Below are 15,919 nucleotides of genomic sequence, written 5' to 3' on the forward strand. Positions count from 1 at the left end.
CCTAGTTCAGCAGGGCCCTGGCCGCCCGGGCCTGTCCGCGCACCTGCTCCGCCGTCGGCTCGTCCACCGCCGCCACCACCTCCGCGTAGGCCTCCAGCTCCCGCGCGCCGTCCTGGAAGTCACCGCGCTGCACCAGGAGCTGCGCCCGCTCGTAGCGCAGCCGCGCCGCGTGTGAGGGGAGGAGCAGGGACAGCTCCACCGCCCACAGCGATACGTCCGACCGTTCCGGACGGGCCGCCGCCCACGCCCGTACGTTGTTCAGGATCCGCAGGACGACGTCCAGCACCCCCGCGGGCGCCAGCATCGACGCGTCCAGCGGCGCCCCCGTCGCCCCCGCGACCAGCAGCTCCGCATCCGCCCCGCTCAGCACCCGCCCCCCGTCGAACGGGTCGGCCAGCACCTGCCCGGCCCTCGCGCCCGGCTCCCCGAACCCGACGACGAAATGCCCCGGCAGCGCCACCCCGTACACCGGCGCCCCCGCCCGCCGGGCCACCTCGATCCACACCACCGACAGCAGGATCGGCAGCCCGCGCCGCCGCCGCAGCACCTCGTGCAGCAGCGAGGACTCCAGCCGCTGGTAGTCGCCCGGGACGCCGTGGAAGCCGTACCGCTCACCCAGCAGGTCCCGCAGCGCCAGCGCCCACGCGCGCGGCGAGCCGGGCCGGTAGGGCAGCTCGCCGGCCAGCCGGTCCAGCTCCACCTCCACGGTGTCCATCCCGGCCTCGTCCAGCGTGCCGTCCGCCTCCGCGCCCACCAGCAGGCACAGCGTGGACAGGCCCGGCCGCTCGCAGCGGGCCTCCTCGGCGAACCGCTCGCGCAGTTCCGCGGAGCGTCCGGGCGGCGGGGGGTACGGGGAACGCATACCCGGTTCGTGCCCGCTCACGGCGCTCCGTCACCTGCCGGAGCCGACGATTCCGGCGATGCGGGGGCGCGGTAGTGGTGGTACGCGTGGTGCGGGGCGAACCCCATGCGCTCGTACAGCGCCCGCGCGCCGGCGTTGTCGTCCTCCACCTGGAGCCAGGCCGCCGAGGCGCCCTCGTCCAGCGCCCGCCGGGCCAGCGCGGCCATCACGGCGGTCGCCAGCCCCCGCCGCCGCTGCTCCGGGTCCACCTCGACCGCGGCGAACCCGGCCCACCGGCCGTCCACCACACACCGCCCGATGGCCGCGGGGGCCTCCCGGCCCGGCACCGTGGCGAACCACACCGACGCCCCGCTCCCCAGCACCCGCAGAGCCACCTCGCTCACTCCTTTGCGCCGGTACCGGGCCAGCCACGCCTCGTCGGCCTCCCGCGCCAGCGTCACCCCGGACGGCTCCCCGCCGAGGTCGGCGACCGGCGCCAGGGCGCCCACCCACAGCTCGGCGGTCACCTCCCGCACCCATCCCCGCCGCTCCAGCTCCGCACAGAGCACCTCCTGCGTCCCCTCGGCGCCGGTGGCGGTCTGGACATAGGCGGGCAGCCCGCGGGCCGTGTACCAGCCGCGTACGGCCGTCAGCGCGTCGTCCAGCGGCATGCCCGGGTCACCGAGCGGCAGCACGGAGTTGGCCCGCCGCGTGAAGCCGCCCGCGCTCCTGAGCTCCCACGCGCCGAGCCGCTCGCTCTCCACGGGCCGCCACGCCCGCGCGGAGACCCGCGCCAGCTCCTCGTACGACGCCGCGGGGCCACGCCGACGCGCCGGTGCGGAGGGAATCACCTTGCCCGCGACCAGCGCGGACTCCGCGACGCGGACACTTTCCCCGTCCTTCCTTGTGATCCGCAGCACACCGTTGTCCCATGATGTGAGAACGCCGACCGTGTCGGTGAACTTCTCACCCGTTGGACCATGTTCGATCAAGCGCCGTACGGAGACCCGTTTCCCCACGTCAGCAGTGGTGATGCGGACCTCGAGGCGCCCGGCGGCAGAGATTTCCACAGGTCAGTTCACCCCTCCTGTTCGGATCATGCCCAGGAACGGAGATACTAGGGGCGGGCATCGACGACGCCGCGCTCCCGCGCGCCAGGCGGCGGAGCCTGAGGAGGCCCGCCAGCGCCCTATCGAGGAGGAACGACAGCGTGACCTACGTCATCGCGCAGCCTTGTGTCGACGTGAAGGACAAGGCGTGCATCGAGGAGTGCCCGGTCGACTGCATCTACGAGGGCCAGCGGTCCTTGTACATCCACCCGGACGAATGCGTCGACTGCGGCGCCTGTGAACCGGTCTGCCCGGTCGAGGCCATCTTCTACGAGGACGACACTCCCGAGGAGTGGAAGGACTACTACAAGGCGAACGTCGAGTTCTTCGACGAGCTCGGCTCGCCCGGCGGCGCCAGCAAGCTGGGTCTGATCGAGCGGGACCACCCGTTCATCGCCGCGCTGCCGCCGCAGGCGTAGCCGTCCCGTAAGCGGCCCCCGCACCGACGTGCCGCCTTGGTCCCGTACGGCCCGGTCCCTCCGGACCGCCGTGCGGGGCCGAGGCGTTCGCCGTACCAGAAAGTGAGCCCTACCCGTGTCCGCAGTCTCCGACCGGTTGCCCACCTTCCCCTGGGACAAGCTGGAGCCGTACAAGAAGACGGCCGCCGCGCACCCCGACGGCATCGTCGACCTCTCCGTCGGCACGCCCGTCGACCCGGTGCCCGAGCCGATCCAGAAGGCCCTGATCGCCGCGGCGGACTCGCCGGGCTATCCCACGGTCTGGGGCACGACGGAGCTGCGCGACGCGATCACCCGCTGGGTGGAGCACCGGCTGGGCGCCCGTGAGGTCACCCACCGGCACGTCCTGCCGATCGTCGGCTCCAAGGAACTGGTCGCCTGGCTGCCCACCCAGCTCGGACTCGGCCCCGGCGACAAGGTCGCCCACCCGCGCCTGGCCTACCCGACCTACGAGGTCGGCGCCCGCCTCGCCCGCGCGGATCACGTGTCGTACGACGATCCGACCGAGCTGGACCCGGCCGGCCTGAAGCTGCTGTGGCTGAACTCCCCGTCCAACCCGACGGGGCGGGTGCTGTCCAAGGAGGAGCTGACCCGGATCGTCGCCTGGGCCCGTGAGCACGGTGTCCTCGTGTTCTCCGACGAGTGCTACATCGAACTCGGCTGGGAGGCGGACCCGGTCTCGGTGCTGCACCCCGACGTCAACGGCGGTTCCTACGACGGCATCGTCTCGGTGCACTCCCTGTCCAAGCGGTCCAACCTCGCCGGCTACCGCGCGGCCTTCCTGGCCGGTGACCCTGCGGTCCTCGGTCCGCTGCTGGAGATCCGCAAGCACGGCGGGATGATGACCTCCGCGCCGACGCAGGCGGCCGTGGTGGCGGCCCTGGGCGACGACGAGCACGTCCGCGTCCAGCGGGAGCGCTACGCGGCCCGCCGCACCGCCCTGCGCGAGGCCCTGCTCGCCCACGGCTTCCGCATCGAGCACAGCGAGGCCAGCCTCTACCTGTGGGCAACGCGGGACGAGTCCTGCTGGGACACGGTCGCCCACCTCGCCGACCTGGGCATCCTGGTGGCGCCGGGCGACTTCTACGGCCCCGCCGGCGCGCACTTCGTCCGCGTCGCCCTGACCGCCACGGACGCCCGAGTCCAGGCCGCCGCCCACCGCCTGACCGCAACGTGACCCGGCAGCCGGGCCCGGGTGCAGTGGCCGTGGGTTGAACGGTGCCCAGCGGCACCCCGCCAACGCCGGGCTGCGGAACACCTTCCGGCGCAGACAGGGAACGGGGCCTGGGGAACACCCCAGGCCCCGTCGCCGTACGGTGCAGGCCGGGCGCCTAGCCGAGCGGCAGGCCCTTGACCGGCGCGGGCACGCCACCCTTGGCCACCGAGTCCGTCGGCAGCTGCTTCACCACCGGCACGGCCTTCTTCACGGTCGTACCCGCCGCCGGCGTCACCTCGTCAGCAGAGGGCGTGGCCTTGCCGACACCCTTCGACACGTTGTCCACGGTGCTGCCCGGCGCCCCGTCGAGGGCGGTCAGCCCGAGGTTCGGGGCGGACGGCAGCTCGGGAGCCGCGCTCGCGGTACCGGCCGCACCGACCCCGGCGGCCGCTCCCGCAGCGACGAGCAGCGCGGCACGGGCGATCCGACGGGTCAGGGGGAGGGACATGGTGCTCCTTCGACGGCAGACAACGATGGGTGTCCGGCCGCCCGGCAGGAGATCGACCGGCTGTCGACCACCGGGCTCGGACGCAGTGACTACCGCTCGACCGCCGCGAAGGTTGCGGCGTGTCCCCGTAAAGAGTTGGCAATGCGTCGCATTGTCCGGCCACCTGCCATCCCCGCGGGTGAGCGCCCGTACTACTGCGCGGTCGTGATCCGCACCGCCCCCGCGCCCCCGTCGGTGTCCGCGGACCCCTTGCCGTCGGCCGACCGCCACTCGCTGTCGGTGTGCCCGGCGGTCCACTCCCGCCCGGCGTAGGAGACCCGCTTTATGTGCAGCTCGGAGGCGTTGGCCACGGCCCAGTGCGCCAGCTGCCACCCCCGCGGCCCGGCACGCCTCCCGGCGTCCGCTCCGCTCCCGGCGGTGACCGGAACCGTCACCGTCCGCCCGTCGGAACCACCGACGCCGGAGCCGTCCGCGTCCGCCGGGGACGCCGAGGCGTCCACCTCCGCGCCGGCCGGCTCCAGCGCGTCCCGTCCGAAGTCCCGGGCCAGTGCGGCCCGTACCGCGTCCGCACCCGTCGCCCGGGTCGCCGCGGGACGTCCCTCGCAGGTCAGCGTGGCCGCCGAGCGCCCGGTGAGCGCGGCGGCCAGCAGCGCGGCGTCCGGCTCGTGCTTGGCGTACGCCTGCGGGAAGCCACTGCGCTGCACCCGCTGCGCGGCGACGGTGAGCGGCAGCCGGGTGTAGCCCGGCACCTCCTCCAGGTGCTCGTAGAACTTCCCCGCCGCGTACGCCGGGTCCATGATCTCCTTCGGCGTGCCCCAGCCCTGCGAGGGACGCTGCTGGAACAGACCCAGCGAGTCACGGTCGCCGTAGTCGATGTTGCGCAGCGCCGACTCCTGCAGCGCGGTCGCCAGCGCGATCGTCACGGCCCGCTCGGGCAGTTCGCGCGCCGTGCCCACGGCGGTGATCGTCGCCGCGTTCACCGCCTGCTCGGGCGTGAACTCGTAGGTCGCCCCGTCGTCCTTGCCGGAGACGACCTTGCAGCCGGGCCCGCCGGTGCCCCCGGTGTCGTACTGGACCACGACGTAACCGGCGACCGCGGAAAGCACCGCAAGACCCGCACTCCAGCGGAGAAAACGACCGCGACGCGTGCGCTGGGAAGGAAGGGACGGCTCTGGCACGCGTACAAGGTACTGGAGAGTACGGTTCCATGTGAGCCAGGTGCGGACAGTGGTCCCAACCCCCGGCGCGCTAGGGTCGAGAGCATGGCCGACACCCCGCTTGACCTCACGCTGGACGCCGCGCGCCTGACCGCGCAGCTCGTCGACTTCCCCTCCGAGAGCGGCACCGAGAAGCCGCTCGCGGACGCGATCGAGACCGCGCTGCGGACCCTGCCGCACCTCACTGTCGACCGCCACGGCAACAACGTCGTGGCCCGCACCCGGCTCGGGCGCGCGGAGCGGGTGATCCTGGCCGGTCACATCGACACGGTCCCGATCGCGGACAACGTCCCCTCCCGGCTCGACGCAGACGGCACGCTGTGGGGCTGCGGCACCTGCGACATGAAGGCGGGCGTGGCCGTCCAGCTGCGGATCGCGGCCACCGTCCCCGCCCCCAACCGCGATCTGACCTTCGTCTTCTACGACAACGAGGAGGTCAGCGCCGACCTCAACGGCCTGGGGCACGTGGCCGACGCCCACCCCGAATGGCTGGAGGGCGACTTCGCGGTGCTCCTCGAGCCCTCCGACGGGCAGGTGGAGGGCGGCTGCCAGGGCACCCTGCGGGTGCTGCTGAAGACGACCGGCGAGCGCGCCCACTCCGCACGCGGCTGGATGGGCTCCAACGCGATCCACGCCGCCGCCCCGATCCTCGCCCGCCTGGCCGCGTACGAGCCCCGCCACCCGGTCATCGACGGCCTGGAGTACCGCGAGGGTCTGAACGCGGTCGGCATCTCCGGCGGAGTGGCCGGCAACGTCATCCCCGACGCGTGTGTCGTCACCGTGAACTTCCGCTACGCCCCGGACCGGACGGAGGAGGAGGCGCTGGCCCATGTCCGCGAGGTCTTCGCGGACTGCGGGGTGACGGATCTCGTCGTCGACGACCACAGCGGCGCGGCGCTCCCCGGCCTGTCCCACCCGGCCGCGGCGGCCTTCATCGAGGCGGTGGGCGGCACACCGCAGCCCAAGTACGGCTGGACGGACGTCGCCCGCTTCTCGTCGCTCGGCGTCCCGGCGGTCAACTACGGCCCGGGCAACCCCCACTTGGCGCACCGGCGGGACGAGCGTGTGGACACCGCGAAGATCCTCGCGGGGGAGGAGCGGCTGCGGTCCTGGCTGACGGCCTGAGCGCGGCGCGCCGCCGGCGCGTTTGGAACGCTCTCCCGTGGACATGCTGACGTCCCCCGTACGTAACCCGCGTAGATCTACGCTGAGGCGGTACGACCTGGCAATCGGAGGGAGCGCACATGGCTACGGGCAACCCGGTGGGGAAGCGGCAGCCGCCACATGAGAAGCGTCTGGGGCCGGTCCTCCGCCGGCGGGACCAGGTGCAGGCGAGCACGACCGACCAGCGACTGCTGGACGAGCGCGCCCCCTCGGACTGGGTCCACACCGACCCCTGGCGGGTGCTGCGCATCCAGTCGGAGTTCATCGAGGGCTTCGGCACCCTGGCCGAACTCCCGCCCGCGATCAGCGTCTTCGGCTCGGCGCGCACGCCGGTGGACTCGCCCGAGTACGAGGCGGGCGTGCGGCTCGGGCGCGGCCTGGTCGAGGCCGGCTTCGCGGTGATCACCGGGGGCGGTCCGGGGGCCATGGAGGCGGCCAACAAGGGCGCGCTCGAGGCGAAGGGCCTCTCGGTCGGCCTGGGGATCGAGCTGCCCTTCGAGCAGGGGCTGAACCGCTACGTCGACATCGGCCTGAACTTCCGGTACTTCTTCGTCCGCAAGATGATGTTCGTGAAGTACGCCCAGGGCTTCGTGGTGCTGCCCGGCGGTCTGGGCACCCTGGACGAACTCTTCGAGGCCCTGACCCTGGTCCAGACCCAGAAGGTCACCCAGTTCCCGATCGTCCTGTTCGGTACGGACTACTGGGGCGGCCTGGTCGACTGGCTCCGCCACACGGTCATCGCCCAGGGCAAGGCGTCGGAGAAGGACCTGCTCCTGTTCCACGTCACGGACGACGTGGACGAGGCGGTCGCCCTGGTGTCGAAGGAAGCGGGCCGGTAGGGGGTGGGGGAGGGAAGGGGCGGCGGGGGCGAAAGGAGCCCTACGCCAACCCCCTCCGAGCCACAGCCGGCGCCCGCTCCCCGGCGATCGCCGACACCATGTCCAGCACCTGCCGCGTCTCGGCGACCTCGTGCACCCGGTAGACCTGCGCCCCCAGCCACGCGGACACCGCGGTCGTCGCGAGCGTCCCCACCACCCGCTCCTTGACCGGCCGGTCCAACGTCTCACCGACGAAGTCCTTGTTGGACAGCGACACCAGGACCGGCCAGCCGGTGGCCACCATCTCGTCCAGCCGCCGGGTCGCCTCCAGGCTGTGCCGCGTGTTCTTCCCGAAGTCGTGCCCCGGATCGATCATCACCGACTCCCGTGGTACCCCCAGCGCGACCGCCCGCTCCGCCAGCCCCACGGTCACGTCGAGGATGTCGGCCATGACGTCGGCGTACGTGACCCGGTGCGGCCGCGTCCGCGGCTCCGTGCCGCCCGCGTGGGTGCACACCAGCCCCGCGCCGTACCGCGCGGCGACCTCCGCGAGCCGCGGATCGACCCCGCCCCACGCGTCGTTCAGCACGTCCGCGCCCGCCTCGCACACGGCCTCGCCGACCTCGTGCCGCCAGGTGTCCACGCTGATCACGACGTCGGGGAAGCGCCGCCGCACCTCGGCGACGAAGCCGACCGTCCGCCGCGCCTCCTCCTCGGCCGTGACCTCCTCGCCCGGACCGGCCTTCACCCCGCCGATGTCGATGATCGCGGCGCCCTCGGCCACCGCCTGCTCCACGCGCGTGAGCGCGGGCTCGTCGCGGAACGTGGCGCCCTGGTCGTAGAAGGAGTCCGGGGTCCGGTTCACGATCGCCATGATCACCCGCTCGTGCGGTGCGAATTCCCGCCTGCCCAGCCTGAGCATCCCCTGTGACCTCTTCTCGTGCGTCCGTCCTGACCGCCTCCGTCCGCCCGGCGGTCACGACTGTCAGACTCGCATGGCACGATCGGAGCCACACATCCGACTCCGACTCAATCCGACCGTGGGGGCCCCGGCGATGGTTATGTTCCTGTTCCTGGTCGTCGCGCTCGCCGTCGTGGTCGCCGCGGTGACCCTCGCCGTGGTGGGCGGCGGTGACAACGGCCCGCTGCCCGACGCGGCCCCCGAGCGCCTGGTGGACTTCCTCCCGCCGGACCGACCGCTCAACCGCGCCGACGTGGACGGCCTGCGCTTCCCGCTCGCCGCCCGCGGCTACCGCATGGCGGACGTGGACGACGCCCTCGGCCGGCTCGGCGCCGAACTCGCCGAGCGCGACGCCCGCATCGCCGACCTGGAGTCCGCGCTGGCCGGCGCCCGGGCCGCCGCGGCCCACCTCTCCATGGACAAGGCGGCCCCGCACCGGGAGGACGAGCAGCCGTGAGCGACGCAGCAGCCACGAGCGGTGCCGCAGCGGTGAGCGATGCCGCCCCGGCCGGACCGGACGGCCTCCCGCGCTGCCCCTGGGCACTGTCCACCCCGGACTACGTGACCTACCACGACGAGGAGTGGGGCCGCCCGGTCCACGGCGACGACGCCCTCTTCGAACGCCTCAGCCTGGAGGCGTTCCAGTCCGGCCTGTCCTGGATCACCATCCTGCGCCGCCGCCCCGGCTTCCGCGCCGCCTTCGCCGACTTCGAGATCGCCACGGTCGCGGAGTTCACCGACACCGACCGCGAGCGCCTGCTCGCCGACACCGGCATCATCCGCAACCGCGCCAAGATCGACGCGACCCTCGCCAACGCACGCGTGCTGGCCGAGTGGGCGCCCGGCGACCTGGACGCCCTGATCTGGTCCCACGCCCCCGACCCGGCGGACCGCCCGGCGCCGAAGACCCTCGCCGACGTCCCCGCGGTCACGCCCGGGTCGACGGCGCTGTCCAAGGCCCTGAAGAAGCGCGGCCTGCGCTTCGTCGGCCCCACCACGGCGTACGCCCTGATGCAGGCCTGCGGGCTGGTGAACGACCACCTGGAAGCGTGCGCGGCGAGGCGCGGCTGAGCCGAACGCCTCGCCCGCCCGTCCCGGCGAGGGCTCACCGGCCCAGGTACTTCGGCTTCTCCTTGTTGACGAACGCCTGCACCGCGATCGCGTGGTCCTCCGACGAACCGGCCCGGGTCTGCAGCTCGTCCTCCTTCTCCAGCGACTCCTCCAGCGAGTGGCTCAGCCCGTACGCCACGGACTCCTTCAGCGCCGCGTACGCCACCGTCGGGCCCTCGGCCAGCGCGCGGGCCACCTTCTCGGCCTCGGCACGCAGCTCCGCCGCCGGGACCAGCCGGTTGGCGATGCCCAGTTCGAACGCCTCCTGGGCGGAGATGCTGCGCGGGAAGAGCAGCAGGTCGGTGGCGCGGCCGGGGCCGATCACCCGGGGCAGCGTCCACGAGATCCCGGAGTCCGCGGTCAGCGCGACACCGGCGAACGAGGTGTTGAACGCCGCCGTGTCCGCGACGATCCGGTAGTCCGCGGCCAGCGCGAAGCCGAAGCCGGCGCCCGCCGCGACCCCGTTCACCGCCGCGACCACCGGCTTCGCGGCCCCGGCGATCGCCTTCACGATCGGGTTGTAGTGCTCGCGCACCGTGCTCATCGTCTGCCCCGAACCGGTCTCCCGGTCGGCGGCCAGCAGCCCGATGTGCTCCTTGAGGTCCTGCCCGACGCAGAACGCCCTGTCACCCGCGGCCGTCAGCAGCACGGCCCGTACGGCGTCGTCGTCCGCGGCGGACCTGACCGCGTCCCGGAGGGCGACCTTCGCCGCCACGTTCAGCGCGTTCATCGCCTCCGGGCGGTTCAGCGTGATCGTCGCGAGTCCGTCGCTCACCTCGTAGAGCACGGTGTCGGCCATGGCGTATCCCTCCGTGTCGCGGCTCGGGACCTACCGGCGGGTACGTCCCTGTCTGCAGGACAGCATGACGGAGATCACCGGCCCGGGAGCGCGGCCCGCGTGTGACCTGCGTCAAACAATTCTCGGCGGATTCCGGTCCACGAACGTGTGTGCGGTGGCGCAGTATCGCAGTCACATCGCCGAATTGAGTGGTTTTGCTCGCGCGCGTTGCCCAAGCGATGCCTACTGATGTTGGTCATCGGGTCCTGCGATGCGGGATAATGGCCTGGAAGCAATGTGTTCGATGCCGGTGGCGTGTGTCCTGCTTCAGGGACCGCAGGTGCCCTTCAGTGGGCCGTCGGCTCAGACGGTTTAGCTGGGTTTCAGGAAGGGGAACGAGCATGGCGGCCATGAAGCCGCGGACGGGTGATGGCCCGCTCGAGGTGACCAAGGAGGGGCGGGGCATCGTCATGCGCGTTCCGCTCGAAGGCGGCGGTCGGCTCGTCGTCGAGCTGACCCCGGACGAGGCCGGCGCCCTCGGCGACGCCCTCAAGAAGGTCGTCGGCTGACGCGCAAGCGACCATACCCTTTCAGCCGCCCCGGCGCCGCACGCGGTGCCGGGGCGGCTGTTTGCGCGGGGGCGGTGCATCGTCGGTGCCGGCGTCTCCGGTCACCTCGCCGGCGTTCCGGTCACCGCTTCACGGCGCACAGCAGCCCGTCCCCGACGGGCAGCAGTGACGACACCAGCTCCTGGCTCTCGCGCACGGTCCGCACCAGCTCCCGCAGCCGCAGCACCTCCGAGGGCTGCGGACCGGAGTCCACCGTGCGTCCGTTCGCGAAGACGCCTTCGAAGGCGACCAGGCCTCCGGGGCGCAGCAGGCGCAACGATTCAGCGAGGTAGTCCTGGTACTCCTGCCGGTCGCCGTCGCAGAAGACGAGGTCGTAACCGGCGTCCGCGAGGCGCGGCAGGACGTCCAGCGCGCCGCCCGGGATGAAACGGGCCCGGTTGCCGGCGAAACCGGCGTCGCGGAACGCCTGCCGGGCGGACTGCTGGTGCTCCGGCTCCTGGTCGACCGTGGTCAGCACCCCGTCCGGCCGCATCCCGTGCAGCAGATGGATCCCGGAGACCCCGCAGCCGGTGCCGATCTCCGCGACCGCCTTGGCGTCCACGCTGGCGGCGAGCAACCGCAGGGCCGCGCCCGTGCCGGGCGACACCGAGCGCAGGCCCGCGGCACGCGCCCGGTCCCGGGCCCAGTGCAGCGCCTCGTCCTCGGCGACATAGGCGTCGGCGAACGCCCAGCTCGTCTGCCGGTTGGCGGTAATGACCCTCTCCTGTCCCCGTGGTTGCCTGGGCGTGACTGTATCCGTTGGCGTCGGGAACCTGCTGATGGGACCGGTCGTTCAAAGGGATGAGCAAGTGGTGCGTGCCGTGACGGGGGGTGGGGAGTGGACGAGGACGCCGAGCAAGTGCAGACGCAGTCGTACGAGCCATGGCAGCCCAGATCAAATTCTCGTAAAACCGCTTATCCGGAGCTAACGGGCGAGGTGGCTATGGTAGGGGCTCCACTGGACACCACCAGAGCCGACAGGGGAGGTGCGGCTGCACCTGTGGATCGCGGAGGAGTGCTGCGGCGCATCCTCGGATCGGCGGGCAGGCCGAAATCCGTGAACGACACCGCTGCTGACCACCACCGCGCCGGCGACCCGGCCCAGACCGCGACCTTCTCCAGCGACGCGGACGGGCAGGCGTGGACTCCGCCCACCTGGGAGGAGATCGTCAGCATGCACAGCGGCCGGGTCTACCGGCTCGCCTACCGTCTCACCGGCAACCAGCACGACGCGGAGGACCTCACCCAGGAGGTCTTCGTCCGCGTCTTCCGCTCCCTGTCGACGTACACCCCCGGCACCTTCGAGGGGTGGCTGCACCGGATCACCACCAATCTCTTCCTGGACATGGTCCGCCGCAAGCAGCGGATCCGCTTCGACGCGCTGGGCGACGACGCGGCCGAGCGGCTGGCCAGCAAGGAGCCCACGCCGCAGCAGGTCTTCAACGACGCCCACTTCGACGCGGACGTCCAGCAGGCCCTGGACACCCTCGCGCCGGAGTTCCGCGCCGCCGTCGTCCTGTGCGACATCGAGGGCCTGTCGTACGAGGAGATCGCGGCCACCCTGGGCGTCAAGCTCGGCACCGTCCGGTCCCGGATCCACCGCGGCCGTTCCCAGCTGCGCAAGGCCCTCGCGCACCGCTCGCCCCAGGCGCGCGCGGACCGCCGCTCCTTCATGCCGCGTGTCCCCGCACTGGGAGGAGGGGGCGCGAGCGCGTGAGCGGTTCACAGCCGAAGTCTTTCGAGGGACACCTCGCAGAGCAGCACCTGGGAGACCGACTCTCCGCCCTGGTGGACGGAGAGCTCGGTCATGACGCGCGTGAGCGCGTACTGGCGCACGTCGCCACCTGCGCGAAGTGCAAGGCGGAGGTGGACGCGCAGCGCCGCCTGAAGAACGTCTTCGCGGAGGCGGCCCCACCGCCGCCCTCCGAGAGCTTCCTGGCCCGCCTGCAAGGGCTGCCGGCCGGGGGCGACCTCGGCGACGGCGGCCCGCCGCTGGGCGGCGGAGGGCTGCCGGGCGGCGCGTCCGGACGGTTCGGCTCCTCCGGGGTCTTCGGGAACCGGCGCGAGCGCTTCGAGTTCGCCTACACCCCCGTGCGGCGGCACGACCCGGCCCCGGCGGCCGGAGTGGCCGGCCGCGGGTTCGCCGTCCACGACGTCAGCCGTCACGAGACCGACCGGCCGGCCTCGCGCGGGCTGCGGTTCGCGTTCGTCGCCGCCGGAGCGGTGTCGCTGGCCGCGATCGCCCTGGGCGGAGTCACCGCGACGGGGCCCGCCGACACGGAGGCGCGCGGCTCGGGGAAGGGCAGCAACGTGACGCCGATGCGCACGCAGGGCGCCGGCGCGGCGACGGCGCCCGAATCGCGGCGCCGTGGGGCCGGACCGCTGCTGGGCCAGATGACGGGGCAGAGCGCGCGGAAGGACACACCTGTCGCGCCGGCCGGGGTGACCGCCCCGCTGCTGCCCGGCGTTCCGCCGCCCTCCCAGGGCGGTGCCACGGCGGTGTCCCCGCTGATACGCCCGCTGGAATCCGCCCCGCCGCTCACCCTGACGGCCTGGACCACCACCGCCGGGCTCAGGGCCTCCGGCCTCGTCACCCCTACGCCCACCAGCACATCCCGCTGACCTGTCCACTGCGCAAGGGCGCGCGAACCTGATTGAATTCCAGGCGGCGCGCCCCTGCCCACGCGGACGGGCGCCGAGCCAGTGTCCAGCTGTGGGGAGAGCATGAACAAGGGGAAGCCGGGCCCACCGGGGGAGGAGCCGACCGTGAGCTCGGAGGGACCCGAGGGGGACTTCGAACTGGCCAGCCCGGTCCGGGCACCGGTCACCACCGACCACGAGGGCGACTACGAACTGGACCGCCCCCGGCCCGCCCCTGCGGCGGACGAGGACGCACCGGCCGCCTCCCCCGCCCCCGCACCTGACAGCACCTCCCCCGAGGCCGCGGGTGCTGTGGGGGGCGCGTCGGCCGAGGCCGCTGTGTCCTCGGCCGTCCCGGTGTCCGGTGTGGACGGGTCCGGTGCCGGCGCGCCCGGCGACGACAGGGCCGGTGGGCCGGGTGGCCCCGGGGCCTGTGTCGACGGCGTCGGCGGGGCACCGGGGGAGGCGCACATGGCCGGCGGTGGGCAGGCGCGGCCGTTGCACGAGCCCGATGCCTACAGCACTCCGCCGTACGGGGAGCCGGGCCCCTGGGCGCCCGCGCCGCCCGTGCAGCACCCCGCGAGCGCTCCGGCGCACGGGATGGCGAGCGCCGCACCTCCCACGGTCACGGACACGGCGGCCCCGTCCGTCCCCGCCCCGGCCCACTCCGACGTCGCGGACGCCCCGCCCGCCGACCCCTGGGGGCGCTACGACCCCTGGGCGGCGGCCGCGGCGGGCGCGCCGTTGCAGCAGACCGGCCCCGCGCTGCCGGACGGGAAGCGGCGTCGCGGACGCGCCCGACGGGCGATCATCGGGGGCGCCCTGCTGCTCGCGCTGGTGTCGGGCGCCCTCGGCGGGATCGTCGGCGCGTACCTGGAGCGCAACGGCGGCGTGGGCACCGTGACCCTGCCGCAGGCGGAGAAGGAGACGACCGGACGGGACCCCGGCAGCGTCGCCGGAATCGCCGCCCGCGCCCTGCCCAGCGTCGTCACCCTGCACGTCAGCGGCGCCGGATCGGCCGGCACCGGCACCGGCTTCGTGCTCGACGAGCGCGGCCACATCCTCACCAACGACCACGTCGTCGAACCCGCCGGAAACAACGGCGAGATCACCGTCACCTTCCACAGCGGGGACACCGCCGAGGCCACCGTCGTGGGCCGGGACAGCGGTTACGACCTCGCCGTCGTGAAGGTGAAGGGCGTGCGCGGGCTCGCGCCCCTGCCCCTCGGCAACTCCGACAACGTGCGCGTCGGTGACCCCGTCGTCGCCATCGGCGCCCCCTTCGACCTGGCCGGCACGGTCACGTCGGGCATCATCAGCGCCCGGGAGCGACCCATCACCGCGGGCGGCGAGAAGGGCGACGGCAGTGACGTGTCGTACGTCGACGCCCTGCAGACCGACGCGCCGATCAACCCCGGCAACTCCGGCGGCCCCCTGCTCGACGCCGAGGCCCGGGTGATCGGCATCAACTCCGCCATCCGGTCCGCCGGCGACGGCGCGGAACTCGACGGCGGACAGGCCGGTTCCATAGGACTCGGCTTCGCCATCCCGATCAACCAGGGCAAGCGCGTCGCCGAGGAGCTGATCAACACCGGGAAGGCGGCCCACCCCGTGATCGGCATCACCCTCGACATGGAGTACGGCGGCGACGGCGCCCGGGTCGCCGCCAAGGGCAATGACGGCGGCCCCCCGGTCAGCACCGGCGGCCCCGGAGCCAAGGCCGGGATCGAGCCCGGCGACGTCATCACCGAGGTCGACGGCACGCGCGTCCACTCCGGCGAGGAACTCATCGTCAAGACCCGCGCCCACCGCCCCGGCGACCGGCTGGAGCTCACCCTGGAGCGGGACGGGAAGGAGCGGACGGTGTCGCTGGTGCTGGGCTCCTCGGACGGCGGCTGAGCGGGATGCGGGCGCCCGGCACAGTACCGGTCGTACGGGATGGCCGGGTACCGTGGACCCGGCCCGGACCACGGAGGACCACAGGCCGGCACCGAGGGCCGAGGACCGAAGGCATCGCGAGGAGCTTCAGGTGTTCAATGACATAGGACCGCTCGAGCTGGTGACGCTCATCGTCCTCGCCGTGCTCGTCTTCGGTCCGGAGAAGCTGCCCAAGGTCATCCAGGACGTGACCCGCACGATCCGGAAGATCAGGGACTTCTCGGAGAGCGCCAAGCAGGACATCCGGCAGGAGCTCGGCCCGGAGTTCAAGGACTTCGAATTCGAGGACCTCAACCCGAAGACGTTCATCCGCAAGCAGCTGGACAACGACGATCTCGGGCTGAAGGAGATCCGCAACGGCTTCGACCTGAAGAAGGAGATGGCCGAGGTCGCGGACGCCGTCCACGGCCGTGAGACGGATGCGGCCACGCCCCCGCCTTCCTCAGGCGGCCGCGTCGACATGACCAAGAAGCCGGAGATCGCCGCGGCCGAGGACCGTCCGCCCTTCGACGCGGACGCCACCTGAGCCCGGAGCGCGGGGGCGCACGCCCCCGCGCACGTGACGCGTTTCATACTCCACCCGGGCCTCGTACGGCCTGATACGGCCCTCCGG

At 73.0% G+C, this 15,919-nt stretch carries 18 protein-coding genes; 11 read left to right on the top strand and 7 right to left on the bottom strand.

The window, feature by feature from the left end; all coding sequences use genetic code 11:
* Nucleotide 1: 1 nt before the first annotated feature.
* Together ACZ44S_RS10565 and ACZ44S_RS10570 are read right to left on the bottom strand one after the other, a co-directional pair.
* Nucleotides 2–862 (bottom strand): transglutaminase family protein, encoded by an 861-nt coding sequence (locus ACZ44S_RS10565; RefSeq protein WP_466926836.1) that lies wholly within the window; start codon nucleotides 860–862, stop codon nucleotides 2–4.
* A 17-nt stretch (nucleotides 863–879) separates the two neighbouring features.
* Nucleotides 880–1,911 (bottom strand): GNAT family N-acetyltransferase, encoded by a 1,032-nt coding sequence (locus tag ACZ44S_RS10570; RefSeq protein WP_466926838.1) that lies wholly within the window; start codon nucleotides 1,909–1,911, stop codon nucleotides 880–882.
* A 140-nt stretch (nucleotides 1,912–2,051) separates the two neighbouring features.
* Between ACZ44S_RS10570 and fdxA the strand changes: the two genes are divergently transcribed.
* Together fdxA and ACZ44S_RS10580 are read left to right on the top strand one after the other, a co-directional pair.
* Nucleotides 2,052–2,369: a ferredoxin gene (fdxA, locus tag ACZ44S_RS10575; RefSeq protein ID WP_004926152.1), complete on the top strand. Its 318-nt coding sequence runs from the start codon at nucleotides 2,052–2,054 to the stop codon at nucleotides 2,367–2,369.
* Nucleotides 2,370–2,484: 115 nt separating this feature from the next.
* Entirely contained in the window at nucleotides 2,485–3,585 is a 1,101-nt protein-coding gene (locus ACZ44S_RS10580; protein WP_466926841.1) for a bifunctional succinyldiaminopimelate transaminase/glutamate-prephenate aminotransferase, read from the top strand.
* Between the two features lie 154 nt (nucleotides 3,586–3,739).
* On the opposite strand, the gene ACZ44S_RS10585 is transcribed toward ACZ44S_RS10580, so the two are convergent.
* Together ACZ44S_RS10585 and ACZ44S_RS10590 are read right to left on the bottom strand one after the other, a co-directional pair.
* Nucleotides 3,740–4,072: an ATP-binding protein gene (locus ACZ44S_RS10585; RefSeq protein ID WP_466926843.1), complete on the bottom strand. Its 333-nt coding sequence runs from the start codon at nucleotides 4,070–4,072 to the stop codon at nucleotides 3,740–3,742.
* A 191-nt stretch (nucleotides 4,073–4,263) separates the two neighbouring features.
* On the bottom strand, nucleotides 4,264–5,250 hold the full coding sequence (locus ACZ44S_RS10590) for a VldE C-terminal domain-containing protein (RefSeq protein ID WP_466926845.1): 987 nt from the start codon (nucleotides 5,248–5,250) through the stop codon (nucleotides 4,264–4,266).
* Nucleotides 5,251–5,334: 84 nt separating this feature from the next.
* Here ACZ44S_RS10590 and dapE point away from each other — a divergent pair, with 84 nt between their 5' ends.
* Nucleotides 5,335–6,414, top strand: a complete 1,080-nt coding sequence (dapE, locus tag ACZ44S_RS10595) for a succinyl-diaminopimelate desuccinylase (protein ID WP_466926847.1) — start codon at nucleotides 5,335–5,337, stop codon at nucleotides 6,412–6,414.
* A 119-nt stretch (nucleotides 6,415–6,533) separates the two neighbouring features.
* Nucleotides 6,534–7,292 carry an LOG family protein gene (locus ACZ44S_RS10600; RefSeq protein ID WP_466926849.1) on the top strand — a complete coding sequence of 253 codons (759 nt, stop codon included), beginning with the start codon at nucleotides 6,534–6,536 and terminating at the stop codon, nucleotides 7,290–7,292.
* A 40-nt stretch (nucleotides 7,293–7,332) separates the two neighbouring features.
* Here the strand turns inward: ACZ44S_RS10600 and folP are convergent, their stop codons facing one another.
* Nucleotides 7,333–8,193 (bottom strand): dihydropteroate synthase, encoded by an 861-nt coding sequence (folP, locus tag ACZ44S_RS10605; RefSeq protein ID WP_466926852.1) that lies wholly within the window; start codon nucleotides 8,191–8,193, stop codon nucleotides 7,333–7,335.
* Between the two features lie 139 nt (nucleotides 8,194–8,332).
* Here folP and ACZ44S_RS10610 point away from each other — a divergent pair, with 139 nt between their 5' ends.
* Together ACZ44S_RS10610 and ACZ44S_RS10615 are read left to right on the top strand one after the other, a co-directional pair.
* Nucleotides 8,333–8,689, top strand: a complete 357-nt coding sequence (locus ACZ44S_RS10610; protein ID WP_466927462.1) for a DivIVA domain-containing protein — start codon at nucleotides 8,333–8,335, stop codon at nucleotides 8,687–8,689.
* 32 nt (nucleotides 8,690–8,721) lie between these two features.
* Nucleotides 8,722–9,303, top strand: a complete 582-nt coding sequence (locus tag ACZ44S_RS10615) for a DNA-3-methyladenine glycosylase I (protein ID WP_466927465.1) — start codon at nucleotides 8,722–8,724, stop codon at nucleotides 9,301–9,303.
* Between the two features lie 34 nt (nucleotides 9,304–9,337).
* Here the strand turns inward: ACZ44S_RS10615 and chcB are convergent, their stop codons facing one another.
* Entirely contained in the window at nucleotides 9,338–10,141 is an 804-nt protein-coding gene (gene chcB / locus ACZ44S_RS10620) for a 2-cyclohexenylcarbonyl CoA isomerase (RefSeq protein ID WP_466926855.1), read from the bottom strand.
* Nucleotides 10,142–10,521: 380 nt separating this feature from the next.
* Here chcB and ACZ44S_RS10625 point away from each other — a divergent pair, with 380 nt between their 5' ends.
* A complete protein-coding gene (locus ACZ44S_RS10625; protein WP_069086806.1) occupies nucleotides 10,522–10,689 on the top strand; it encodes a DUF3117 domain-containing protein in 168 nt (55 codons plus the stop codon).
* A 121-nt stretch (nucleotides 10,690–10,810) separates the two neighbouring features.
* Here the strand turns inward: ACZ44S_RS10625 and ACZ44S_RS10630 are convergent, their stop codons facing one another.
* Nucleotides 10,811–11,509: an O-methyltransferase gene (locus ACZ44S_RS10630; RefSeq protein ID WP_466927467.1), complete on the bottom strand. Its 699-nt coding sequence runs from the start codon at nucleotides 11,507–11,509 to the stop codon at nucleotides 10,811–10,813.
* A gap of 276 nt (nucleotides 11,510–11,785) precedes the next feature.
* Here ACZ44S_RS10630 and sigE point away from each other — a divergent pair, with 276 nt between their 5' ends.
* The 4 genes from sigE to ACZ44S_RS10650 all read left to right on the top strand — a co-directional run bounded on the left by sigE (nucleotide 11,786) and on the right by ACZ44S_RS10650 (nucleotide 15,832).
* The gene (gene sigE / locus ACZ44S_RS10635) at nucleotides 11,786–12,445 is read left to right on the top strand and encodes an RNA polymerase sigma factor SigE (RefSeq protein ID WP_190161454.1); all 660 of its coding nucleotides are present in this window, start codon (nucleotides 11,786–11,788) and stop codon (nucleotides 12,443–12,445) included.
* Nucleotides 12,442–13,350: an anti-sigma factor family protein gene (locus ACZ44S_RS10640; RefSeq protein WP_466926858.1), complete on the top strand. Its 909-nt coding sequence runs from the start codon at nucleotides 12,442–12,444 to the stop codon at nucleotides 13,348–13,350. The genes sigE and ACZ44S_RS10640 overlap by 4 nt, the downstream gene beginning before the upstream one ends.
* Before the next feature lie 102 nt (nucleotides 13,351–13,452).
* Entirely contained in the window at nucleotides 13,453–15,267 is a 1,815-nt protein-coding gene (locus tag ACZ44S_RS10645) for a S1C family serine protease (protein ID WP_466926859.1), read from the top strand.
* Nucleotides 15,268–15,397: 130 nt separating this feature from the next.
* A complete protein-coding gene (locus ACZ44S_RS10650; protein WP_466926862.1) occupies nucleotides 15,398–15,832 on the top strand; it encodes a sec-independent translocase in 435 nt (144 codons plus the stop codon).
* Nucleotides 15,833–15,919 lie beyond the last annotated feature (87 nt).

Source organism: Streptomyces malachitofuscus (assembly GCF_055571035.1).

Excerpts from the sequence above, each read along its gene's own strand:
- ACZ44S_RS10610 (WP_466927462.1), top strand. The coding sequence starts at position 8,333 with ATGTTCCTGTTCCTGGTCGTCGCGCTCGCCGTCGTGGTCGCCGCGGTG.
- dapE (WP_466926847.1), top strand. The coding sequence starts at position 5,335 with ATGGCCGACACCCCGCTTGACCTCACGCTGGACGCCGCGCGCCTGACC.
- chcB (WP_466926855.1), bottom strand. The coding sequence starts at position 10,141 with ATGGCCGACACCGTGCTCTACGAGGTGAGCGACGGACTCGCGACGATC.
- ACZ44S_RS10645 (WP_466926859.1), top strand. The coding sequence starts at position 13,453 with ATGAACAAGGGGAAGCCGGGCCCACCGGGGGAGGAGCCGACCGTGAGC.
- ACZ44S_RS10585 (WP_466926843.1), bottom strand. The coding sequence starts at position 4,072 with ATGTCCCTCCCCCTGACCCGTCGGATCGCCCGTGCCGCGCTGCTCGTC.
- ACZ44S_RS10600 (WP_466926849.1), top strand. The coding sequence starts at position 6,534 with ATGGCTACGGGCAACCCGGTGGGGAAGCGGCAGCCGCCACATGAGAAG.
- ACZ44S_RS10625 (WP_069086806.1), top strand. The coding sequence starts at position 10,522 with ATGGCGGCCATGAAGCCGCGGACGGGTGATGGCCCGCTCGAGGTGACC.
- folP (WP_466926852.1), bottom strand. The coding sequence starts at position 8,193 with ATGCTCAGGCTGGGCAGGCGGGAATTCGCACCGCACGAGCGGGTGATC.
- ACZ44S_RS10565 (WP_466926836.1), bottom strand. The coding sequence starts at position 862 with ATGCGTTCCCCGTACCCCCCGCCGCCCGGACGCTCCGCGGAACTGCGC.